At 70.1% G+C, this 21,524-nt stretch carries 18 protein-coding genes; 12 read left to right on the top strand and 6 right to left on the bottom strand.

Translation table 11 applies throughout. The features are described from left to right. The first annotated feature begins 17 nt into the window (after positions 1 to 17). Positions 18 to 620, top strand: a complete 603-nt coding sequence (locus K8638_RS18675) for a hypothetical protein (protein WP_223755901.1) — start codon at positions 18 to 20, stop codon at positions 618 to 620. A gap of 27 nt (positions 621 to 647) precedes the next feature. Here K8638_RS18675 and K8638_RS18670 read toward each other — a convergent pair whose 3' ends face one another. Beyond that, positions 648 to 1,166 carry an ATP-binding protein gene (locus K8638_RS18670; protein WP_223755900.1) on the bottom strand — a complete coding sequence of 173 codons (519 nt, stop codon included), beginning with the start codon at positions 1,164 to 1,166 and terminating at the stop codon, positions 648 to 650. A 345-nt stretch (positions 1,167 to 1,511) separates the two neighbouring features. On the opposite strand from K8638_RS18670, the gene K8638_RS18665 reads away from it, so the two are divergent. Next, positions 1,512 to 2,375 (top strand): bifunctional 2-polyprenyl-6-hydroxyphenol methylase/3-demethylubiquinol 3-O-methyltransferase UbiG, encoded by an 864-nt coding sequence (locus K8638_RS18665; RefSeq protein ID WP_223755899.1) that lies wholly within the window; start codon positions 1,512 to 1,514, stop codon positions 2,373 to 2,375. A 15-nt stretch (positions 2,376 to 2,390) separates the two neighbouring features. Here K8638_RS18665 and K8638_RS18660 read toward each other — a convergent pair whose 3' ends face one another. Next, on the bottom strand, positions 2,391 to 4,052 hold the full coding sequence (locus tag K8638_RS18660; protein ID WP_223755898.1) for an ATP-binding protein: 1,662 nt from the start codon (positions 4,050 to 4,052) through the stop codon (positions 2,391 to 2,393). A 226-nt stretch (positions 4,053 to 4,278) separates the two neighbouring features. Here K8638_RS18660 and K8638_RS18655 point away from each other — a divergent pair, with 226 nt between their 5' ends. The 3 genes from K8638_RS18655 to K8638_RS18645 all read left to right on the top strand — a co-directional run bounded on the left by K8638_RS18655 (position 4,279) and on the right by K8638_RS18645 (position 8,108). After that, positions 4,279 to 6,279, top strand: coding sequence for a propionyl-CoA synthetase (locus K8638_RS18655; RefSeq protein WP_370644029.1), 2,001 nt, complete (start codon positions 4,279 to 4,281; stop codon positions 6,277 to 6,279). Between the two features lie 67 nt (positions 6,280 to 6,346). Then, on the top strand, positions 6,347 to 6,586 hold the full coding sequence (locus K8638_RS18650) for a hypothetical protein (protein WP_223755896.1): 240 nt from the start codon (positions 6,347 to 6,349) through the stop codon (positions 6,584 to 6,586). A 73-nt stretch (positions 6,587 to 6,659) separates the two neighbouring features. Further along, on the top strand, positions 6,660 to 8,108 hold the full coding sequence (locus K8638_RS18645; protein WP_223755895.1) for an FAD-binding protein: 1,449 nt from the start codon (positions 6,660 to 6,662) through the stop codon (positions 8,106 to 8,108). Between the two features lie 35 nt (positions 8,109 to 8,143). On the opposite strand, the gene K8638_RS18640 is transcribed toward K8638_RS18645, so the two are convergent. Continuing rightward, the gene (locus K8638_RS18640; protein ID WP_223755894.1) at positions 8,144 to 10,393 is read right to left on the bottom strand and encodes a PAS domain S-box protein; all 2,250 of its coding nucleotides are present in this window, start codon (positions 10,391 to 10,393) and stop codon (positions 8,144 to 8,146) included. 147 nt (positions 10,394 to 10,540) lie between these two features. Then, the gene (locus tag K8638_RS18635) at positions 10,541 to 10,855 is read right to left on the bottom strand and encodes a hypothetical protein (RefSeq protein ID WP_223755893.1); all 315 of its coding nucleotides are present in this window, start codon (positions 10,853 to 10,855) and stop codon (positions 10,541 to 10,543) included. A 274-nt stretch (positions 10,856 to 11,129) separates the two neighbouring features. On the opposite strand from K8638_RS18635, the gene K8638_RS18630 reads away from it, so the two are divergent. Continuing rightward, entirely contained in the window at positions 11,130 to 11,639 is a 510-nt protein-coding gene (locus K8638_RS18630; protein ID WP_223755892.1) for a hypothetical protein, read from the top strand. A 3-nt stretch (positions 11,640 to 11,642) separates the two neighbouring features. On the opposite strand, the gene K8638_RS18625 is transcribed toward K8638_RS18630, so the two are convergent. Beyond that, positions 11,643 to 12,875 (bottom strand): SGNH/GDSL hydrolase family protein, encoded by a 1,233-nt coding sequence (locus K8638_RS18625; RefSeq protein WP_223755891.1) that lies wholly within the window; start codon positions 12,873 to 12,875, stop codon positions 11,643 to 11,645. A gap of 278 nt (positions 12,876 to 13,153) precedes the next feature. Between K8638_RS18625 and K8638_RS18620 the strand changes: the two genes are divergently transcribed. After that, positions 13,154 to 14,038: a LysR family transcriptional regulator gene (locus K8638_RS18620; protein ID WP_223755890.1), complete on the top strand. Its 885-nt coding sequence runs from the start codon at positions 13,154 to 13,156 to the stop codon at positions 14,036 to 14,038. A gap of 107 nt (positions 14,039 to 14,145) precedes the next feature. Beyond that, positions 14,146 to 14,778 (top strand): CHRD domain-containing protein, encoded by a 633-nt coding sequence (locus tag K8638_RS18615; RefSeq protein WP_223755889.1) that lies wholly within the window; start codon positions 14,146 to 14,148, stop codon positions 14,776 to 14,778. Between the two features lie 25 nt (positions 14,779 to 14,803). Here the strand turns inward: K8638_RS18615 and K8638_RS18610 are convergent, their stop codons facing one another. Continuing rightward, positions 14,804 to 16,432, bottom strand: a complete 1,629-nt coding sequence (locus K8638_RS18610) for a hypothetical protein (protein WP_223755888.1) — start codon at positions 16,430 to 16,432, stop codon at positions 14,804 to 14,806. Between the two features lie 176 nt (positions 16,433 to 16,608). Here K8638_RS18610 and K8638_RS18605 point away from each other — a divergent pair, with 176 nt between their 5' ends. From K8638_RS18605 to K8638_RS18590, 4 genes are read left to right on the top strand one after another with little or no spacing between them, the layout of a single operon-like run. Next, positions 16,609 to 17,610 (top strand): ATP-binding cassette domain-containing protein, encoded by a 1,002-nt coding sequence (locus K8638_RS18605; protein ID WP_223755887.1) that lies wholly within the window; start codon positions 16,609 to 16,611, stop codon positions 17,608 to 17,610. Positions 17,611 to 17,645: 35 nt separating this feature from the next. Next, positions 17,646 to 18,365, top strand: a complete 720-nt coding sequence (locus K8638_RS18600) for an ABC transporter permease subunit (RefSeq protein WP_223755886.1) — start codon at positions 17,646 to 17,648, stop codon at positions 18,363 to 18,365. Positions 18,366 to 18,373: 8 nt separating this feature from the next. Then, positions 18,374 to 20,008, top strand: coding sequence for a GldG family protein (locus tag K8638_RS18595; protein WP_223755885.1), 1,635 nt, complete (start codon positions 18,374 to 18,376; stop codon positions 20,006 to 20,008). A gap of 21 nt (positions 20,009 to 20,029) precedes the next feature. Then, entirely contained in the window at positions 20,030 to 21,517 is a 1,488-nt protein-coding gene (locus K8638_RS18590) for a DUF4340 domain-containing protein (protein ID WP_223755884.1), read from the top strand. Positions 21,518 to 21,524 lie beyond the last annotated feature (7 nt).

Below are 21,524 nucleotides of genomic sequence, written 5' to 3'. Positions count from 1 at the left end.
ACACAAGGAGTGGTGTGATGATCAAGGCCTACGGACTGAACAACGCGTTTTCCAACGCGCAGGCGAACTGCGTCATCAAGCGCCTCAACAACGCGCCGAAGGGCGACGGGGGCGTGGACGAGCAGACGCAGGAGACGCTCGAGGGGCACGGCATCTGCTCGGGCATGACGACGACGTGGCTGATTGGCTTCCTGAACAACCGGGCGGATGCGTCCGACCCGGCCCAGTTCCAGGACTACTTCATGAACGTCCTGCGCTTCCAGGGGGCGTACCTGAAGGAATCCGGCGGCCGGGCCGACTCGCAGCTGGACGAGCTGGCGAAGGCGCATCTCGACCATGGGCTCAAGGCGCTGTCCGTGGCGACGGCCAAGGTGGCCGATGGGAAGCTGCCCTTTCCGAAGAGCCCGTGGGCGGCGTACGTGTCCATCTGGGGGCACGCCATCGGCATCGGTGAGCGCGACGGCAAGTGGTACATGATGGACCCCAACTACGGGTTGTTCGTGTACTCGGGGCGCGACACGTTCCTGGCGGACTTCAGCGCCATCGTGGAGGCCCGGCGGACCAAGAAGGGCAAGGGGCCGAACGACACCATCAAGCTGCTCTTCTACGCCCTGGCGTGAGCACGCTCGCTCCGCGCTGACGAGCGTCTACCCGTCAGCGTGGGTGTCCGTGGAGATGAACCGGACGTCGCGCCCGCTGCACTCGGCTTCGTCGAGCGGCTCCCACCGGTCGCTGGCCATCTCGAAGAAGGCCAGCGGCACCTCCATCGAGAACGTCTCCCCCTTCTCGCGGTTGCGTTGCTGGACGCGCTCGCGGCGGACCTCGCGGGGGGCATCCAGCACGTAGATGGTGAGGCCCTGGCCCCTGGCGTCCACACGCCGGTAGAACCGCTCACGGTCACGCCGGAGGATGAGGCCAATCTCGAGCACGACGTTGGTGCCCACGTCGAGGGTCCTCGTCGTCTGCTTCCAGATCTGCTCGATGCACCGGCCGGTGCGCTCGATGTACCACTCCATGACGCCCACCTCCGGGCGGTCCGGGCGGAAGAGCTCCGCCATCCACTCGTCCAGGTTCATGCGGACCGCGCGATGCTCCCGGGCGAGCTGGAGGGCGAACGTGGACTTTCCCGCCGCGACCGGGCCGACGATGAGGTGGAGCTGTGCCATGCCGAGACGTTGGTTTGTCGATGCGCGCGGAGTCAAGGCACCCGGCCGGGTCCACGGCCTTCACTGCCCGGTGCGTGCCCCACCGCCTCCACGTCACGGGTGCTGGCGCCCCTCCTCGTGCAGGTGCGCACCATCACGGCGGCACGCGAACGTGAGGGTGCCCGGGGGGCATGCGTGCTGGCTCATGCCGGGTTCGTGGCTCCCTCTCCGAGGACGCCGGTCCGGGGCAGGGCCCGTGTGGCGGCCTGCCCACCCGGCCACGCGGCGGCGTGCCGTGCTTCCTGTCTTTGACACCCTCGAAAGCCGGTGGATAAGGTCCGCGCTCCCCTCACGGATGGATGCCGCATGAAGACCGACCGCACCCGGCTGGAGCAGGTACAGCAGATGTACAGCGAATCGGACGCGGCGGTGCGGGGCCGGTTCGGCGCGGACGTGGAGCAGGCGCTCGCGTACGTCCAGCGCTACACGCGCTTCGTTTCCGCGCACGCGCCCGGGCCCTCCTCCCGCATCCTGGACGTGGGCTGTGGCGGCGGGTGGAGCACCCTGGTGCTGCGCCGCATGGGCCACCGCGCCGAGGGGCTGGACCTGCATGCCCACGCCCTCGAGGCCCGCGCGCTGGACCCCGGATTGCCCTACACCCAGGGGGATGCCACGAAGCTGCCCTTCCCCGAGGGCACCTTCGACGTGGTCTCCATGCGTGACGTGCTGGAGCACGTGCCCGAGCCTCGCAAGGCGCTCGACGAGGCCGTGCGCGTGCTGCGGCCCGGAGGCCGCCTCATCGTCGTCGGACCGAACCTGCTCAGCGTCCCGGTCAACGCGTACTGGGCGGTGCGCCACACCGTGCGCGTGCTGAAGACGAAGCAGCTCTGGGAGCGCCGCACGGAGGAGATGCCCCGGCACCCCGGGGGCAACACCATGCCGGAGTCGTGGGCGTACACGGCCCACCACCTCTGGCACACCGCGCGGAAGCTGGTGCTGGAGCGCAGCCAGCCGCGCTTCCTGATGCGCGAGCCGGACGCGCGCCCGCCGTTCCACGCGGACAATGACGCCTGCTACTACTGCAACCCCATGGACCTGAGGAACTGGGCCCGGCAACACGGGGGCCTGCGGCTCGTGCAGGGCTGGGCCGATGACCGGCGCGGCGGGCGGTGGCTCTGGCCGGTGCTCGGCGGCACGTGGATGGTGTTCGAGCGCGACGCCTCCGCGTAGGCCCTCCAGCCCCCGCTACGTGCACCGCGCCTCCGCCCCGGGCGGAAGGCGCGGGAGGCTGATGGAGAAGGTCGAGCCCTGGCCCGGGGCGCTCTCCACCGAGATGTGGCCCTGGTGCGCCTCGATGTGCTGCCGGCTGAGGTACAGCCCCAGGCTCACCACGCCGGTATAGCCGGACGCCCCCGGTGGAATCGGCTCATAGAGGGGCTCGAAGACGTGGCGCAGGCGCTCGGGCGAGATGCCCGGCCCGTGGTCGCGCACGGTGACCCGCACCTCCTCCCCATCCACCTGATGGGCCTCCACCTCCACGGGCTGACCGGGGCCGGAGTAGCGCAGCGCGTTCTCCAACAGGTGGCCGATGGCCTCGCCGAGAATCCGGCGGTCGGCGACCACCTCGAGGGGACGCGCGGCCTCTATCTGAATCGGGTTGTCGCCGGTGCGGGCGGCCCGCTCCGCCGCCTCGTCCAGCAGGGCCGTGAGGTCGAAGCGCTGGCACTCCAACCTGGGAGGGCCCGGCACCTTCCGCACCGCGGCCAGGAGGTGCTCCACGAGCCGGGTCATCCGCCGGGTGTGCTGGGTGATGGCGGTGAGGCCCTTCTGCTGCTGGGCGGTGAGGTGCTCCATCCGCAGCAGGAGCTGCGCCCACATCTGGATGGCCGTCAAAGGGGTCTTCAGCTCGTGGGCGGCCGCCGACATGAACTCCTCGCGAAGCCGCAGCGTCTCGCGGAGCTGCTGGAACAGGCGCGCCTTCTCGAGGGCCACCGCGAACAGGTGCCCCACCGCGTTGTGGAACTCCAGGTCCAGGAGTGAGACGGGCCGCGGGGCCTCGGTGTAGTAGGTCATCACTCCCACCAGGCGCTCGTCCACGCGCAGCGGAACGGAGACCAGGCCCCGGGCCTGCTGCTCCGTCGACAGCAGGCTCATGCGTATCGGCGTGCCCGGGGCGGTCGAGTCCTCGATGACCTGCGGCTGGCCGAGCCGGGCCGCCTGCGCGGTGAGGAAGGGGGAGTCGAAGGAGAGATGGCGGAGGGACTCCACCGTTGCCAGGGACAGGCCATGGGAGGCGAGCAGCGTCAGCTCCCGGCGCTCCAGGTGGGCCAGCCACAGCCCCACTCCGTCCGCGCCCAGCACCCGGTGGGACTGCTCAATCACCACCTCGGCGATGCGCTCGGGCTCCACCTCGCTGACGAGGACCTGGCCGATGCGGGCGAGCGCCTGCTCCCGGCCGAGGAGCCGGTCGCGCTCCTGCTCGGCCCGCTTGCGCTCGGTGATGTCCCGCCCGAGCACGACGAGGCCCTTGCGCCGGCCGTCCGGGTAGAAGAGGGGCACCTTGGTGACGTCGATGTAGCGCAGCGTGCCGTCCGGCTGGGGCACCGCCTCCTCCGCGCGGGAGTGCGTCCCCCGCTCCCAGGCGCGCTGGTCCGTCTGGTAGCAGTAGCGAAGGGCCTCCCGGTAGAAGTCGGCGAGCTCGGCGAGCTCCAGGTCCGTCTTCCCCTGGTAGTGCACGCCTTGCAGCTGGAAGACCTCGAGGCCCGCGTCGTTGGCCTTCAGCCACCGTCCCTCACCATCCTTCAGGTAGATGGGGTCCGGCGAAGCGTCGACGAGGGTGCGAAGCCGTTCCTCGCTCGTCAGCAGTTCCTCCAGCCACTGGCGGTGCTCGGGGTCGTCCGCAAGCATGTCCAACGCTCCCTGGTCTCGCCCGTGCCCCTTCCGGGCGGCAGGAGCTGACGAACCACGAAGCGCGATGGGCGTCCGGGCAGACCTTTTTGTTCAACCGGGTCAGCGACGTTCCTACTCCACCCCCGGAAGGCCCACGCGAGCAGCCCAGCCCCGGCGAGGATGGCGGCAGGGCCCGGGGCCAGGGGCCGCGTGCATGGGATGAAGAAGACAGAGTCACACGCGCGTGAAGCCAGACAGGGAGGAATGCCCTCCACCCCCCATCCGGTGCCACACCTCTTCGCATGTTAGGGTGAGCAGGGTTTCACGGGAGGGACGACATATGACTGGCAGGTACCGCGAGCTGTACGAGCGGTCGCTCGAGGACCCGGAAGGGTTCTGGTCCGAGGCAGCCGAGGGCATCCACTGGTATCGGAGATGGGACAGGGTCCTCGATGACTCGCGAGCGCCCGTCTATCGCTGGTTCGCCGGCGGCCAGCTCAACACCTGCTACAACGCGCTCGACCGGCACATCGAGCAGGGGCGCGGCGGCCAGCTCGCGCTCATCTACGACAGCCCGGTGACGGAGACGCTCCAGTCGTTCACCTACAGCGAGCTGCGCGAGCACGTGGCCCGGTTCGCGGGGGCCCTGGCCCGGCAGGGCGTGGTGAAGGGCGACCGCGTCATCATCTACATGCCCATGGTGCCCGAGGCGGTGGTGGCGATGCTCGCGTGCGCCCGCATCGGCGCCATCCACTCGGTGGTGTTCGGCGGCTTCGCCCCGCGCGAGCTGGCGGCGCGCATCGACGACGCGAAGCCGAAGGTCATCGTCTCCGCGTCCTGCGGCATCGAGGTGAGCCGCGTCATCCCGTACAAGCCGCTGCTCGACGAGGCCATCCACCTCTCGGCGCACCAGCCGTCGAAGTGCATCATCCTCCAGCGCCCGCAGGTGGAGGCGACGCTCGTGCCGGGGCGGGACCTGGAGTGGCGGCAGTCGCTGGAGGGGGCTCCGCCGGCGGATTGTGTTCCGGTGGAGGCGACGGACCCGCTGTACATCCTCTACACCTCGGGGACGACGGGCCAGCCGAAGGGCATCGTCCGCGACAACGGCGGCCACGCGGTGGCGCTCCGCTGGTCGATGAAGCACATCTACGGCGTGGAGCCCGGAGAGGTGTACTGGGCCGCGTCCGACGTCGGCTGGGTGGTCGGCCACTCGTACATCGTCTACGGGCCGCTGCTGAACGGGAACACCACCGTCCTGTACGAGGGCAAGCCGGTCGGCACTCCCGATGCCGGCGCCTTCTGGCGGGTCATCTCACAGCACGGGGTGAGCGTGATGTTCACCGCGCCCACCGCCTTCCGCGCCATCAAGCGGGACGACCCCAACGGCGAGTTGCTCGGGAAGTATGACCTGTCGAAGTTCCGCACGCTGTTCCTCGCGGGCGAGCGCTGTGACCCGGACACGCTCCGCTGGGCGGAGACGAAGCTGCGGCGGCCGGTCATCGACCACTGGTGGCAGACGGAGACGGGCTGGGCCATCGTCGCCAACCCCATGGGCGTCGAGCACCTGCCGGTGAAGGTGGGCTCCCCGACGGTGGCGATGCCCGGCTACGACGTGCGCGTCCTCGACGAGGAGGGGCGTGAGGTCGGACCCGACAAGATTGGCGCCGTCGTGGTGAAGCTGCCGCTGCCGCCGGGATGCCTGCCCACCCTGTGGAACGCGGAGGAGCGGTACGTGAGCGCGTACCTGAGCGCGTACAAGGGGTACTACCTGACGGGTGACGCGGGCTACAAGGACTCCGAAGGTTACGTGTACATCATGAGCCGCATCGACGACATCATCAATGTCGCCGGTCACCGGCTCTCGACGGGCGCCATGGAGGAGGTGCTGGCCTCCCATCCCGACGTCGCCGAGTGCGCGGTGCTGGGCGCCGCGGACTCCCTCAAGGGCGAGGTTCCGGTCGGCTTCATCGTGCTCAAGGCCGGCGTGACGCGGCCGCACGAGGACATCGTGAAGGAAGTCGTCCAGTTGGTGCGCGACAAGATTGGACCGGTGGCGGCGTTCAAGACGGCCACGGTGGTGCAGCGCCTGCCCAAGACGCGGTCCGGCAAGATTCTGCGCGGCACGATGAAGAAGATTGCCGACGGGACGGAGTACAAGACTCCAGCGACCATCGACGATGCGGCCACCCTCGACGAAGTCGCCGCCGCGCTGCGTAAAGTCGGGTATGCCCAGAAAAAGGGGTAGTCGCGCTTCGGGCGTGTTCCGTGCCAGAATGTGAGTGTTTCACCCATTGCTGGCAAAGGAGACACGGATGTCCTCGATGCTGACGCGCAAGCTGTCCACGTGGGTGTTGATGGGGGCCGCCGCCCTGTTCATGAGCGGCTGCTCCACCGCCGTTGCCGGGGGCGAGGAAGGTGAGCAGGCCGGCGCCGTGGCGTCCCAGGAGCTGACGGCCGCCGGGAGCGAGCACTCCGTGGCGGCCTGTGGCTCGACGTGCTACGGCCCCTGCAAGACGTGTGTCCTCGGGGTGTGTGAGAACACCTGCATGTAGCGGCCCCTCTCTCCTCCTCTGGAAATCTCCCATCGGACAGGAACAGGATGGGCGGACCATGAGTGAGGAAACCATGACGAGTCGAATCCTCTCCCGGAGGTCGGTGCTCCAGGGAGCGTTGGCGGCGGTGTCCTTCATCCCCGCCAGCCGGAGCTGGGCCACCACGCCGGAGCCCGGCTCCATCCCCCTTCCGCCGCTGGACGGCCAGCTCCTGGTCGACGCGGCGTCGCGCACCGCGGCGGCGGAGGACTTCGGCCACATCCAGCACCGCGCGCCCTGGGCCGTGCTCGTCCCCGGCTCGGTGGACGACATCGTGGCCATGGTCCGCTTCGCGCGGAAGCAGGGCCTGCGCATCGCCGCCGCGCGAGGGCTCGGCGAGAGTCACAGCACCTACGGCCAGTCCCAGGTGGAGGCCGGCATCGTCATCAACATGTCCGCGCTCTCCACCATCCACGAGGTTGGCGAGTCGAGCGCCTGGGTGGACGCGGGCGTCCGGTGGCATCAGCTCCTGGCGGCCACGCTGCCTTCCGGCAGGAGCCCGCCGACGCTCACCGACTACATCGAGCTGAGCATCGGCGGGACGCTGTCGGTGGGCGGCATCGGCGGGCAGGCGTTCCGCTGGGGCCTCCAGGTGGACAACGTGCTGGAGATGGACGTCGTCACGGGCGAGGGCGAGCTCGTGCGGTGCTCGCCCTCGCGCGAGCGGCCCCTGTTCGACGCCGTGCGCTCGGGACTGGGCCAGTTCGGCATCATCGTGCGTGCCCGGGTGCGGCTCGTCGAGGTGCCTCCCAGGGCGCGGACCTACACCGCGCTCTACAATGACCTCCACCGCTTCCTGGAGGACCAGCGGCGGCTCATCGAGGACGGCCGCTTCGACTACGTCGAGGGCTTCGCCGTTCCCGCCGCCGGTGGCCGGGCCTACCAGCTCGAGGTGGTGAAGTACTACGCCCCCGGCGCCGAGCCGGACGACGCGAAGCTGCTCGCCGGCCTCGGCTTCCAGCCCGGGACGCTCCAGGTGACGGATGGCAGCTACTTCGACTTCGCCAACCGGCTCGCGCCGCTGGTGGCGCTGCTGAAGCAGCTCGGTGTCTGGGAGTTCCCCCACCCGTGGATGGACATGTTCGTCCCCGCCCGGTCCGCGGAGGCGTTCATCGAGGAGGTGCTCTCACAGACGACCGAGGCCGAGATGGGGCAGGGGCCCATCATCATCTACCCCTTCCGCTCCGCCGCGCTGACCACGCCCTTCCTGCGCACGCCCGCGGACCGGCACGTCTTCCTCTTCTCGCTGCTGCGCACCGCCATTCCGCCGACGCCGGAGAACGTGGAGGCACTGGTACAGAAGAACCGCGCCATCTACGAGCGGCTCACCGCCATTGGCGGGAGGCTCTACCCCGTTGATGCCGTGCCGCTGAGCCCCGCCGACTGGCGCCGCCACTTCCACCCCTTCTGGGGGCGCTTCGAGCACGCGAAGCGGCGCTTCGACCCGGACCACGTCCTCACGCCGGGCCAGGGCATCTTCTGAGGTGGCCTCCGCCAGGGGTACCGGTGGGGTGACGCTCACCGGTATTCCGGCGCGATGGGGACCGAGAAGGAGAACGTCGAGCCCTGGCCGACCGTGCTCTCCACCCAGATTCTGCCCTCGTGGGCCTGGACGAGGCCCTTCGCGATGGCGAGCCCGAGCCCGCGTCCCCGCCGGTCCGCCGAGTCCGCCTGCCAGAAGCGGTCGAAGATCTGCGCCTGCTGCTCCTCGGGGATTCCGGCACCGGTGTCCTGGACGGAGAAGACCACGTCGTCCCCCCTCCGGGTGACCCGCACCGACACCCGCCCGCCCGAGGGGGTGAACTTCAGCGCGTTGCCCGCGAGGTTGGAGAGCACCTGGAGGAGGCGGTCGGGGTCCGCTGACAGCGGCGGCAGGCCGGGCTCCACCCCGACCTCCAGCAGGAGCTGCTTCTCCTCCGCCTGGGACTGGAGGGACTCGGCCACCTCGTGGACGAGCGCGGCGGGCACGACCTGCCCCCGCTGGATGGAGAGCCGCCCCTCCTCGATGCTCGCGATGTCGAGCAGGTCCTCGATGAGCTTCCGCATCGTGCGGCTGGCGCGCAGGATGCGGTCGAGGGAGGGGTGGAGCCACTCGGTGCCGCCCTGCTGCGCCGCCCGGATGGCGATTCGCCGCGCGGCGAGCTCGATGCCCTGCAGCGGGCTCCTCAGGTCATGGGAGACGACGCCGAGCATCTCGTCCCGCGCCCGCACCGCGCGGCGCAGCGCCTCCTCGATTTCCCTCAGGCCGGTGACGTCCTCGTTGACGACGATGGCCCCGGCGAACTTCCCCTGCTCGTCGTACAGCGGCAGCGCGGAGTTGATGATGGTCTTGAAGGAACCATCGAAGCACTGGATGCGCAGCAGCTCTCCGAGCGACGTCTCCCCCTTGTTCAGCGCGCGCGCCAGGGCCCACTCGTCCGCGGCGATGGGCTTGCCCGTGTCGGCCCACCAGGCCTTGTACTCGCCGAACTCGGAGACGCCGACGTAGCGGGCCCCGGCCCAGATGCGCAGCCCGGCGGGGTTGGTGCGAACGATGCGCCCGGTGTGGTCGGCGATCCACACGCCCACCGGAAGCAGCTCGAAGATGCCGTTCAGGAGCCGCTCGTTCGTCCGGATGGCCGCCGCGGCCTGCATCCGCTCACTCACGTCCTGGAACACGCCGACTCCGCCGATGACGTCGCCGTCCGCGTCGCGGATGGGCGCGGCGCTCCCCAGGATGGGGATGCGTTCGCCGGAGTCCTGCTCGATGAGGAACTCGACGCCCATGAGCGTCTCTCCCTTGAAGAGGATCCGGTGCGATGGGAGTTGCTCCGGCGGAACGGCCGTCCCGTCGGGGAAGAGGATGCGGCCGCGGTACTGCTCACTGCCCGCCGTGGGGGAGAGCGTCATGCCGAAGAGCTCTTCGGCGCGGCGATTGAAGCCGAGCCGGCCACTCGGCTCGAAGAGGAGCACGCCCAGCGGGACGGTGTCGATGACGGCCTGCAGCCAGCGCCGCTCCGCGTCCATCCTGGCGAGGAGGCGCTCGCGCTCCTCCTGGAGCCGCTTGCGCTCGGACACTTCGCGGACGAACGCGAGCAGGCGCTTGTCGGAGAGCATCCGCGCGCTCACCTCGACGATGGCCTCGGTGCCGTCCCCGCGCCGGATTCTCCACTCCCCGACATGGGTCTGCCCGGCGAGCATGCTCGCCGTCGTCTCGGACAGGCGTGCCAGCTCCTCGGGCACGACGAGGTCCGCGATGGTCATCGAGAGCAGCTCCTCGCACGTCCGGCCGAGCATCTCGCACGCCTTCGCGTTGGCCACGACGTAGCGCCCGTCCGCGTCCGCGAGCGCGATGCCGTCCGACGCCTCCTCGAAGATGGCCCGGAGCTGCTCCTCGCTCTGCCGCACCGTCGCCTCCAGGTGCTCCCGGGGCGCGCGGCCGCGCGGCCGCTCCTCCTCACGCTTCTGTCCGGTGAGCTCGAGCCCGACGGCGACGGTCTCCACGCCGCGATTCTCCGGAAGGGGCCGAGGTGTCGTGGCCCAGGTGAACCAGCGCACCGGGCCCTGTCGGGTGGGGAGCGGGGCGTCGAAGCGGTGGGGCGCGGGCCGGGCGAAGCCTTCGAGCCCCGGGAGGCTCCCCGGCGGAGCGAGGTCCGAGAGCGACCGCCCGCGGACCTCCTCGAGCGTCCAGCCCGTCACCTCCGCGCAGGCGCGGTTCCACGCGCGAATCCGCCCCGAGGCATCGAGGCCGAGAACCAGGACGCCGCTCACTTCCTGAAGATCGAGCATGGCCCCCCACGCTGCCGGTTCCCTCGGGCTAACGCGGTCGTGAGCCCGGAGTCAATCCAGGGGGAACACCGGAGCAGTGGAGGCGGGCGGGAGGCTGGACGGAGAGCAGGGGGCTCCAGGGGGGGAGGTTCGCTCCCACCCGGTGGGCTACCGCGCCTGCGCGTCGTGCTTCTGGCGGTAGATGCGGCGGCTGAGTTGGTTCTGCTCGCGATGAATCCGCGCGCGCTCGCGGGTGTCGAGGTGGCCGTCGTCGTGCCGCGCCTGGCGGATGTCCCGCTGGATGTCGCGGTGCTGCCGCTCCAGCCGCACCGCCTCGCGGCCGGTGAGCTCCCCGCTCTTCGCGCCCTGGATGATGCGCTCCTGCTGGTTCACCTGCCGCCGGTCCGCCTCCGCCGCGCCCGCGGGCAGCGCCATCACCAGCCCCAGCACCATCGTCCCCATCGCCAGGAAGTTCCGCTTCATGCTCGTCTCCGGGTTCATGCCGGCGGTGCCGGCGGAAGTCATTTGCTGGAATGAACCCGGGGGCAGGCCGGAAGTTGCGGGCTGGGCCAAGAGGGGGGGCCACCCCTTGAAGACCTCGATGGCGTCCGCCACGCGCCCGCCTCGGCGATTGCGGCCGCGAGCCACGCATCGCCGTCCGCCGGGGATGGTGAGCGTTTTCTCAGTCCTGTTTCAATCCAGGGGGACGTGTCTCCGGCAATGCTCGGCGGGATTCATCCCCTCCTGGAGGTCGCCGATGTCGTCGTGCCGTCATGCTGTCGCTGTCCTGTGTCTGTCACTCGTGGGGCTGCTCGCGGGGTGTGGTGAGGGGGGCGGCCTGGAAACGGTGCCCACGGACCAGTGCGCCAGCGGGAAGAAGTGGACGGGTGGGGACAGCGAGTCGGCCCTCATGCACCCGGGTGGCGACTGCATCGACTGCCACTCGCGGAAGGACGGGCCCCGGTTCGTGGTGGCGGGCACCGTGGCGGCGAGCCGCCGCGACGCGGATGACTGCGCCGGTGTCGAGGGCGCGGACGTCATCATCACCGACGCCAACCAGAAGACGTACACGCTGAAGACGAACGAGGCGGGCAACTTCTTCCTGCACGCGGGCGACGCTCAGGGCTTCGCGCTCCCGTTCACCGCGCGGGTGTCGTACCAGGGCACCGTGCGCGACATGGTGACGCCGCAGTCCTCCGGCGCGTGCGCCTCGTGCCACACGGTGGCGGGCACCGGCGGCGCCCCGGGGCGCGTCAACGTCCAGTAATGGCTAGGGGAGCACCCGGTCCTGGATGAACCGGGTCAGCTCCTCCGCCATCTTCTGGTGCGTGGCCGCCGACGGATGCCAGTCCTCACCGACGCCGTCGGCCTCGGGATTCTGCGCGGCCATCAGGTGGCGGTAGACCCGGTCATCCCCCGCCTGGTTGCGCTCCGCCACGAGCCCGGTCACCCACTCGCCGGCGTGCACCGAGGACACGGTGCCATTGCGCTCCTGCTCCTTGTAGCCGTCCGTCATGCTGCCCAGCGTGCACACGATGCGTGCGGACGGGTACAGCTCGCGAAGCCGCGACAGGAACTTCCGGTAGGCCGTCTTGAACGCCGTCTCGTCGGGGAGGAACTCGCGGGTGCCTCCACCGGCGAAGACGTCGTTGGTGCCCATGTTGAGGACAATCACGTCGGGCGCGTAGCTCGCGAAGTCCCAGGCGGCGGGCCTGCCGGGTACCGCGAGCTCGTAGAGCGCCGGCAGCAGCTCCGTCGTCGACATGTCCAGGTTGCGGTACACCCCGTGGCCTGAATAGCAGACGGTCACCAGCTCCGCGCCCAGGCGCCGGGCCGTGAGCCAGCCATAGGCGCGCGTGGGGTTCTCGTTCTTCGACGTGAAGACAGGCGCCGTCCAGGACGAGGACTCGGGAATGAGCGAGACCTCGTTGCCGTAGCCGCAGCTGATGGAGTCGCCGACGAGCTCCATCCGCAGTCCGGGGCGTGGCGGCGGCTCGCGGAGCTCCCCGTGGACCTCCAGGGCCACGAGCTCGCTGGGGCCCACGAGCGTCTCGGTGCGCTTGACGATTTCCACCGTGTGAAGCCCCACGGAGAGCCCGGTGGCGAGCGCGTAGGTGGACTGGTTGCTCCGGACCTCGAGCCGCGCCGGGGGGCCGTCGTCGATGCTCACGTTGAAGTAGTTCGTGGTCGTCTCGTCACCGAGGCCGAAGTCGTTGAGCCGCATGCGCACCGCGTCGCCCCAGAACCGCGCGCGAATCGTCACCCCGGGATGTGAGAAGACGACGCCCGCCTCGGAGCTGTACCTCCGCCCGGTGTACTGCAGGCGGGCGTCCGAGGCCGGGACGCTCACCCACGTCAGGGGGGCCTCGGGAGGGTGCCCCGCGTCCGTCCGCGCGGCGGGCGGCGGCTCGTGGGTGGAGGGCTCCGAGGAGCGCGGGGGCGCCCGGCACGCGGCCATCGACACGCAGAGTCCGATGCCGAGTACGACGTGTCGCGCGGCCATGGTGGCTCCTCTTCCTCGCTCGCCGGGTGGAGGCACTCGGGGCCTCGGAGCATAAGCGGAACAGGGGCCTCCTGATGGGCCGTGGGAGCCCTGTCCGCCGGAGCGAGGCGTGTGTCCGCCTCCACCCATCGCGGCGCTTGCCGCCGGGCCAGGGGCCACACCGGCCCGGGCTGGCCCGGCGATGGAGGTTTCGGGGAGGCTTGCCCCACACGGGGACATGCGTCTTCCTTCCCTGGTCGGAGCGGCCGTGGGGGGACTCCCGGCCACGAGGCAAACACATGGACCTGGAAGAACTGCGCGCCTTTCTCGACGTCGCGGAGACGGGCTCGTTCCTGGCCGCCGCGGATTCCCTGGGCGTGTCGCGCACCACCTTGAGGCGCCGCGTCGAGGCGCTGGAAGCACGCGCCGGTGTGCCGCTCCTCAAGAGCACCCGGACCGGCATCCTCCTGACGGAGGCCGGCGAGGTGCTCGCCCGGCGCGGCCGGGTCATGATGCAGGAGACGAGCGCGCTGCTGGCCTCCATCCGCGAGGTGGGCCAGGAGCCCTCGGGCCTGCTGCGGGTGGTGATGCCCGTCGGACTCCCACCGCACCTGCTCACCCCACTCTTCGGATTGTTGCGGACCACCTATCCGCGGCTGCGCGTCCAGGCGCGCTTCAGTGACAACCCCCTGGGCGAGCCGTTGCACGACGTGGACATGGCGGTCCACTTCGGAGAGGACATGCCCCGGGGAACGTGGATATCGCACGTGGTGATGCGGGTCCGTGAGGGGTTGCTCGCCAGCAAGGAGTACCTGCGGCGCCGGGGCGTTCCCCGCTCCGTGGAGGAGCTGCAGGGGCACGAGCTCTTCTCCTGGCAGGCACCGGGAGGTGATGCGCGCCTCTGGCCCATGCTGCGGGGGCCTTCGTTCGCGGTGGAGCCGGCGCTCATCGCGACGGACATCCACCTGATTCGCTCCTGCTGTCTCTCTGGGCTGGGTATCGGCCTGGTCCCCAGCGTCGAATTGGCGGACCCGGGCGACGGTGAGGACGGGCTGCTGCCCGTGCTCCCCGAGGTGGTGGGACGCGAGCGCCCGGTGCGCATCAGCGTCCCCGAGGCGCTCTCCGAGATTCCCAAGGTGAAGCTGGTGCTCTCGCACATCCACCGCTTCCTCGAGCCGTTCTGAGCCCCTGCGCATTATCCGTCCAACCGGTGTCCACCTTCGGCCATCCCCGGTCCGGTGCCTGAGCTACTTCCCCGGCATTCCTCTCCCTCTTCGTGAAGGAACTGCCCATGCGCAAGCCGACGATTCTCGCCCTCACCGCCGCCCTGGCCTCGCTGTCCGCCCACGCGAAGGACCCCGCGCTCGGCGCGACGACCTTCTACACGTACGAGGCCTTCATGAGCCCCGCGCAGGAGCCCGGCGAGGAGTCGGAGACGCCGAAGCCGTTGCAGAAGAGCCTCGGCGCCACGGCGCCTTCGACGCCGCGTGAGAGCCGCAAGTCCCGGGGGCATGGGCAGATTCGCTTCGCCAGGGACATGACGCGGGCCTACGTCGACGTCCAGATTGACGGGGTGAACCCCGCCGACATCCTCATGTTCCACATCCACTGCGGCCCGCCGGGTGTCCTCGGCCCCATCGTCGTGGACCTCGGTGAGTTCGGCGCCTTCACCAAGACGCTCGTCGACGGGAAGTTCTCGGCGGAGCTGTCCAACAAGAACATCACCTTCATCAAGGACATGCACGGCATCAAGCCCGGCCTGCCCGAGAGCTGCCCCGTCGAGCCGGGCTTCGCGGCCCAGACGAAGACGCTGTCCGCCCTGGACTACCTGGCGCGCAAGGGCGTGCTCTACTTCAACCTGCACACCAAGGCGCATACCTACTACGGGGAGATGCGCGGGCAGCTCTACGCGGCCCAGCCATAGTGGCAGCGGCGGGCAACGCGCCCCTTCAGCGGGCGAGCTGGATGGGGCGCGGGGGCTCCTGCCGGCGCATGTCGACGAGGATGTCGTACGCGCGCGGCTCGGGGAGGACGGGGGCGGCGGCGAAGCGGTAGAGCCGGGAGACGTCGCGCTCCTGGGGGAAGCGCTCGTGCACGAGCGCTCCGAGCATCTCCTTGGCCACCCACTCCGCGTCCACGGACACGGAGCCGAACTCGTCCAGGTAGCGCAGGGGCGCGGAGGCGTCGCTCTGCCGGGCCGTGAGGACGAAGACGCGGGGCCGCCAGCCGGGCACCACCTGGAGCGCGCCCTGCTCCATCCGCGCCAGCTCGCGGCCCTGGGGGAGCGCGAACAGCTCCAGCGACTGCCGGTGCGCGAGCAGGGCGCTCACCGCCACGAACGCGCCCAGCAGCGCGGTCGCCGCGCGGGGGCCGTGCATGGGCCAGCAGTGGCCGAGCGCCACCAGCGACGCGGCGAAGAAGACGCTCCACACGCCGGTGAGGGCGTACAGGGTGCGGTACGTGGGCCAGCGCTCGCCCGCGAGGAAACCGACGGAGTACGCGGCGGCGGACAGCACGCCCAGCCCCAGGAGCCACCTGACCACGCCGTCGGGGCCCGCGCGGCGGCCCTCGGCGAAGAGGCCCAGCGATACGAGCGTCAGTGTCAGGCCCACCATGGGCCAGTAGGCCGCCGGGGGCGGGGCGGCCGTCTTGTTGAGGACGCTCAGCGCCAGCGCGTTGGGCAGCACCTGGGTGAGGGCCCAGAGCGCCTTGTCGACGAAGTGCTTCTCGAACATGACGCGGGGCGAGGGCGTGAAGAGGCCCAGCGCGAAGGACAGCTTCGTGACGGCGAACGCCACGCCCAGCCCACAGCCCATGACGAGCAGGTGCCGCGCCATCCAGCGCGCGGTGGCTCGCAGGTCCGTGTCCCGGCGCACCACCAGCGCCGCCGCGAGCAGCACGGCGTAGAACAGGCCGCTGACCTGGTAGATGAGCGTCGCGGCGCCCATGGCCGCCACGCCGCCCAGGCTCCAGGCCCATCCGCGCCACTCGGCCTCCGTGGGAGACGAGAAGCCCCGCCGCGCCAGGGCGAACGCGCCCGTGCCCAGCAGAAGGGCCACCGCCTGGGGCCAGCAGATGCTCCAGCTGGCGACGACCTGCGCGGAAGGCAGGAGGGTGAGGTACGCGGCGAGCAGCGCCGCGGGGGCCGTGCGCCAGCCCTCCTTCAGTATCAGCAGGAAGACGGCGGCTCCCAGCAGCCCCAGTCCCGCGATGCTCAGCGCCCGCATGCCGCCCAGTCCGTCGAGGTCGCCCGCCGCTCGCGCGGACCCCTCCAGAAGCCAGCCGTACAGCGGGCGGCCCATGGCGGCGCAGACGCGGAGAATCTTCCCCGGCTCCTCGCGGGCCTCGCGCAGGAGGGCATAGTCGTCGCGCAGCCCGTAGCGCTGGAAGATGGCGCCCCCATAGACGAGCCAGGGCAGCAGGAAGAGCAGGGTGGCCGTCCCCGCGAGTCCGGAGGTGCGTGTCGTGATGCGTGTCAGCAGGTGAACCTCTGGAGGGCGGCGAGCCTGGGGGGCGGCATGACACGGCTCGTCATCTGCCGGGGCGCGAAGATGGCGGGATTGCGGGCGCGGGTCCACCGTCTGGCTCTGTGCTTCCGTGGGTTTCGGGCCGGGTATTCGCGTTTCAGCAGGGGTGAAACAGCCGGCCAGGCACCGGGAAAAATCCGCACGCGCTCACGTTGACAGCGCTCATCGCTGTCTTAGGTGCTGACGGCATTCGTGGAGATGAACTGTTCGTTTCATGGGGTGAGCCCGTGTCTCAACCGATGATCCGGATTGAAGGTCTGACCAAGAGCTACGGGGCCACTCAGGCGCTGCGTGGGGTCAGCTTCGAGGTACATCGAGGGCAGGTGGTGGGATTCCTGGGGCCGAACGGCGCCGGAAAGTCCACCACGATGAAGATTCTCGCCGGGTTCGTGACACCCACGTCCGGCACGGCGCGAGTCAACGGCATCGACGTCACCGCCGACCCTGTCGCATCCCGGCGGCTGATTGGCTACCTGCCCGAGAACAACCCCCTCTATGAGGAGATGATGGTCCGGGACTTCCTGGACTTCGTCGCCGAGGTGAGGGGCATCCCCCGGGAGCGGCGCGCCGAGCGAATCCGCAACGCGGTGGACCGCTGCGGCCTGCGCGCGGTGCTGGGCAAGGACATCCACCAGCTCTCCAAGGGCTACCGGCAGCGCGTGGGATTGGCGCAGGCCATCGTCCATGACCCGGACCTGCTCATCCTGGACGAGCCGACGACGGGCCTGGACCCCAATCAAATCGTCGAAATCCGGAGCCTCATCAAGGAGCTGGGCCGGGAGAAGACAGTCATCCTCAGCACGCACATCCTGAGCGAGGTGCAGAGCACCTGCGGCCGGGTGCTCATCATCAATGATGGGCGGCTGGTCGCGGACGACGCGCCGGAGCGGCTGGGGAAGGGCGAGGGCGGCACCGTCACCGTCGTGCTCGCGTCGCGGACCGGGGCCCTGCTCCAGGCGGACGCGGTGCGCGCGATGCTGGAGGGCGTGGCCGGCGTCACCGGCGTGGAGATGGCGGAAGGCGAGGGCGCTGGGACGCTGGGCTTCCGGCTGCGCTACGGCGCCGAGGACATCCGCCGCTCGCTCTTCGAGGCCGCCGTGCGCGCCGACCTCTGCCTGCTCGAGGTGAAGCGGCAGCACGTCAGCCTGGAAGAGACGTTCCGCAAGCTCACCGGCGGCGAGGCCTCGCGCGGTCCCCAGGACCCCGGGACTCCGTCGCTGGCGGCCTGAGCCGGTCCCCAGGCATTCGAAAAACGAGGTGGAGAATGGGAACGACACTGGCCGTCGCCAGGCGTGAGTTCAGGAGTTTCTTCAACTCTCCCGTCGCATACATCGTCATCGGCGTCTTCCTGGTCGTGGCGGGATGGTTGTACTTCAGCACCGTCTTCGTGGCCGGTGAGGCCTCGCTGCGGGCGTTCTTCGGCATCGCCCCCGTGCTGTTCGTCGTCTTCGCGCCAGCGGTGACGATGCGGCTATTGGCGGAGGAGCGGAAGAGCGGGACGCTGGAGCTGCTGCTCAGCATGCCCCTGCGGGACTGGGAGGTGGTGGCGGGCAAGTTCCTCGCGGCGCTGGGCATGGTCGCGGTGGGCCTGCTGTGGACGCTGCCCTATCCGCTCACCGTGGCGGGCCTCACCGCCGAGGGCGCGCGGTTCGACTGGGGCCCGGTGGTGATGGGCTACCTGGGCCTGCTGCTGATGGCGTCCAGCTTCCTGGCGCTGGGGCTCTGGGCGAGCGCGCTCAGCCGGAACCAGATTGTCGGCTTCATCATCGGGCTGCTGCTGTGCTTCGCCTTCTACTTCATCGACAAGTTCGCGATGGTGCTGCCGGAGTCCGCCGGTGAGCTGCTCCAGTACCTCTCGGTGGACTACCACTTCGCCAACATCGCGCGCGGCGTGCTGGATACGCGAGACGTCCTCTTCTACCTGTCGCTCACGGCCGTGGGGCTGGCGCTGACCACGCGCACCCTGGGCAACGTCCGTCAGTGAGGTTGACGATGAAACCCGGTTCCACCAACGCGAACATCTTCCTGGCGGCCATCGTCGGCTGCCTGGTGCTGCTCAACGTCCTGGGGCTGCGCACGTTCGGCCGCTTCGACGCGACCCGGGACGAAATCTACACGCTGGCCCAGTCCTCGCGGGAGACGATGGAGAAGCTCGAGGACCCCGTCACCGTCACCGCGTACTTCACGGACGACCTGCCGCCTCCGTATTCCAGCAACGCGCGCTACGTGCGCGACCTGCTCGAGGAGTTCCGTGCCGCCTCCAGGGGCCGGCTCTCCTTCGAGTTCCTGGACCCCATGACGCAGGAGACGGCCGAGGACCAGGAAGCGAAGAAGGAGATGAAGCGCGACATCTTCGGCCGCGTCTTCCGTGAGCCCACCTCGGTGGAGCGGGAGCTGGCGCAAGAGGGCGTCCAGCCCGTGGAGATTCGCGTCATCGAGGATGACCAGATGCAGACGAAGCGCGCCTACATGGGCATCGTCATCAAGCATCAGGAGAAGAAGGAGGTCATCCCCGTCGTCCAGGACGTCCGCACGCTGGAGTACGACCTCACCACGCTGGTGCGCAAGCTGACGCGCCCGAAGACGCCGGTGCTCGGGGTGGTGCAGGGGCACGACGCGCCCTCGCTCCGCGAGAAGCTCACCGCCGTGCAGACGCTGCTCAGCCAGCAATACGAGGTCCGTCCGGTGGACCTCTCCGGGAAGGAGCGTGTGGACGCGGACGTGGACGCGCTGCTCGTCGTCGGACCGAAGACGGCCTTCCAGCCGGCCGAGGTGAAGGCCATCGACCAGTTCGTGATGGAGGGGAAGAGCGTGGCGTTCTTCCTCGACTCCGTGCAGGTGGACCTGAAGACCTTCGAGCCGAGCGAGGCCACGCATGGGCTCGGGCCGCTGCTGGCGGCCTGGGGCATCCAGGTGGGCGACAGGCTGGTGGCGGACGTGGAGTCGGCGCAGCTCAACATCCAGGAGCGCCGCGGCTTCATGCTCGTCTCCATGCCGGTGCCGTACCCGTTCATCCCCATGCTGGAGCGGCTGGAAGGGGACAGCCCCGTCACCCGGGGCCTGTCGGGCGTAAGCCTGCCGTTCAGCACGGCGGTCACCGCCACCGCGCCGGAGGGCGCCCAGGCGACGGTGCTCGCGAAGTCCTCGCGGAAGAGCTGGCTGGAGGGCAAGCCGTACAACATCGACCCGCGGCGGGACTGGCGCTCGGAGACCGTCACCCCGGACGGCCCGCACCCGCTCATGGTGCAGGTGAGCGGGAAGCTGAAGAGCCACTTCGCGGCGGAGGCGCAGGCCAGCACGGCCAGCGGTACGCCCGTGCTCGCGGAGAGCAAGGGAGAGTCGCGCGTCATCGTCGCGGGCGGCTCGGCGGCGCTGTGGGATGACTTCATGGGCCGGCCCAACCAGGCGCTGTTGCTGAACGTCGCGGACTGGCTGCTGCTGGACCCCGCGCTCCTGGAGATGCGGACCCGTGGAATGGCGGAGGCACCGCTCCGGCAGGAGCTGAGCGCCACGGCGCGCAACGCCGCCAAGTTCGGCAATGCCTTTGGAATCCCCTTCGCGCTCGTCGCCTTCGGGCTCGTCCGCTGGCGGATGCGGGAGGCGCGGCGGGCCACCGTCACCGTCTGAAGCTCGAGCGGAGGAAGAGCCATGAAGAGAGGAACGCTCATCGCCCTTGGCGCGTTCGCGGTGCTGCTCGTGCTCGTGTTCGCCACCCGCGAGCCACGGGTCAGCGTGGGAGTCCGCAAGCTGGAGTCGCCGAAGGTGGAGAAGGCCCGCGTCACGGCGCTGGAGCTGACGGGGGCCCGCAGCGCCACCCTGCGCAAGGAGGCCGAGGGGTGGAAGGTGATGGACCCCGGGAAGCCGGATGCGAAGTACGCGGCGGATGAGGGCCTGGTGACCGCCGTCCTCGACGCGCTGGGGGAGGTGAAGCACCCCGACTTCGTCACCGACCGGGCCGAGCGGCTGGCGGAGTACGAGCTGGATGACGCGAAGGGGCTGAAGCTCAAGGTCCTCCAGGACGGCGGTCCCACGGTGGAGCTGGTGCTCGGGAAGACCGCCAGGAATGGCGGGGTGTACCTGCGCGAGGCGGGCGGAAACGACGTCTTCGCGCATCGGGGACGGCTGGACTGGACGGTGCGCAAGGAGGTCAAGGACTGGCGGAAGCGTCAGCTCGTGGCGCTGAAGGTGGAGGACCTCTCCGAGCTCGTCGTCCGCTCCAGGGATGGCGAGAGTGTGACGTTGAAGGCGGGGACGGGCCCGGGGGAGTGGAGCCTCGCGGAGGGGACGCCGGCGCCCGCCGGGTTCCGGTTCAGCTCGCAGGCGGCGCAGCAGCTCGCCCAGCAGCTCTCAGGCCTGTACGCGCAGGACTTCCTCGAAGGGGAGGCCGCGGCGGATTCCGCGACGGGGCTCGCCGACGCGCACGACACCGTGGAGGCGCGGCTCAAGGATGGAAGGAAGGTCGTGGTGCACCTGGGGCGGGAGCCCGAGGCGAAGGATGGCGCGGGGGCCGTGGCGGCCCGGGTGGAGGGCGACGCGCAGGTGTACCAGCTCCCGGTGTACGCCGCCTCGCAGCTTCGCAAGCGCCTCGCGGACTTCCGGGACCTGGGCCTGTTCCGTTTCGAGCCGTCGAAAGTCACCAGGCTGAAGCTCCAGGCCGGGGGCGCGCCGGTCGTCGTGGTGAAGGAGGGCGCGGAGTGGAAGCTCTCCGAGCCGAAGAAGCTCCCGGAGGGCTTCGAGTTCGAGCCGTCGCAGGTGGACGCGCAGCTCGCGTGGCTGAAGGGGCTTCGCGGAACCCGCCTCGTCGAGGGGCAAATCCCGGACGGGCAGGCGGGACTCGCCTCACCGGCCGCGCTCGTGGAGGTGAGCGTGGAGGGCGAGCCTGTCCACACGCTGCGCCTGGGCAGGGAGGTGCCGGGGGCGGCGAGCGGCGGAAAGGAGCTCTACGCCCGGAGCTCGGTGGACGCGCTCACGTACGCGGTGGGAGACGGCGTGCGGGCGCGGCTGGCCGAGGGCGTCGGGCTGTTCAAGCGCCGCCCGCGGCCGAGCTTCGCCGGGGCCGGGGGGATTCAGGGGCTCGAATCGCTTCCGCCCGAGGTGAGGCAGAAGCTGGAGGCCCAGCTCCGCGCGGCGCAGTGAGCGAGTC

This window comes from Myxococcus sp. RHSTA-1-4, from assembly GCF_020037125.1.
GTDB lineage: Bacteria > Myxococcota > Myxococcia > Myxococcales > Myxococcaceae > Myxococcus.
This window is presented reverse-complemented; position numbering and strand designations above follow the sequence as displayed.

Coding starts and splice junctions, on each gene's coding strand:
- K8638_RS18675 (WP_223755901.1), top strand. CDS start 18: ATGATCAAGGCCTACGGACTGAACAACGCGTTTTCCAACGCGCAGGCG.
- K8638_RS18670 (WP_223755900.1), bottom strand. CDS start 1,166: ATGGCACAGCTCCACCTCATCGTCGGCCCGGTCGCGGCGGGAAAGTCC.
- K8638_RS18665 (WP_223755899.1), top strand. CDS start 1,512: ATGAAGACCGACCGCACCCGGCTGGAGCAGGTACAGCAGATGTACAGC.
- K8638_RS18660 (WP_223755898.1), bottom strand. CDS start 4,052: ATGCTTGCGGACGACCCCGAGCACCGCCAGTGGCTGGAGGAACTGCTG.
- K8638_RS18650 (WP_223755896.1), top strand. CDS start 6,347: ATGTCCTCGATGCTGACGCGCAAGCTGTCCACGTGGGTGTTGATGGGG.
- K8638_RS18645 (WP_223755895.1), top strand. CDS start 6,660: ATGACGAGTCGAATCCTCTCCCGGAGGTCGGTGCTCCAGGGAGCGTTG.
- K8638_RS18640 (WP_223755894.1), bottom strand. CDS start 10,393: ATGCTCGATCTTCAGGAAGTGAGCGGCGTCCTGGTTCTCGGCCTCGAT.
- K8638_RS18635 (WP_223755893.1), bottom strand. CDS start 10,855: ATGAAGCGGAACTTCCTGGCGATGGGGACGATGGTGCTGGGGCTGGTG.
- K8638_RS18630 (WP_223755892.1), top strand. CDS start 11,130: ATGTCGTCGTGCCGTCATGCTGTCGCTGTCCTGTGTCTGTCACTCGTG.
- K8638_RS18625 (WP_223755891.1), bottom strand. CDS start 12,875: ATGGCCGCGCGACACGTCGTACTCGGCATCGGACTCTGCGTGTCGATG.
- K8638_RS18620 (WP_223755890.1), top strand. CDS start 13,154: ATGGACCTGGAAGAACTGCGCGCCTTTCTCGACGTCGCGGAGACGGGC.
- K8638_RS18615 (WP_223755889.1), top strand. CDS start 14,146: ATGCGCAAGCCGACGATTCTCGCCCTCACCGCCGCCCTGGCCTCGCTG.
- K8638_RS18600 (WP_223755886.1), top strand. CDS start 17,646: ATGGGAACGACACTGGCCGTCGCCAGGCGTGAGTTCAGGAGTTTCTTC.
- K8638_RS18595 (WP_223755885.1), top strand. CDS start 18,374: ATGAAACCCGGTTCCACCAACGCGAACATCTTCCTGGCGGCCATCGTC.
- K8638_RS18590 (WP_223755884.1), top strand. CDS start 20,030: ATGAAGAGAGGAACGCTCATCGCCCTTGGCGCGTTCGCGGTGCTGCTC.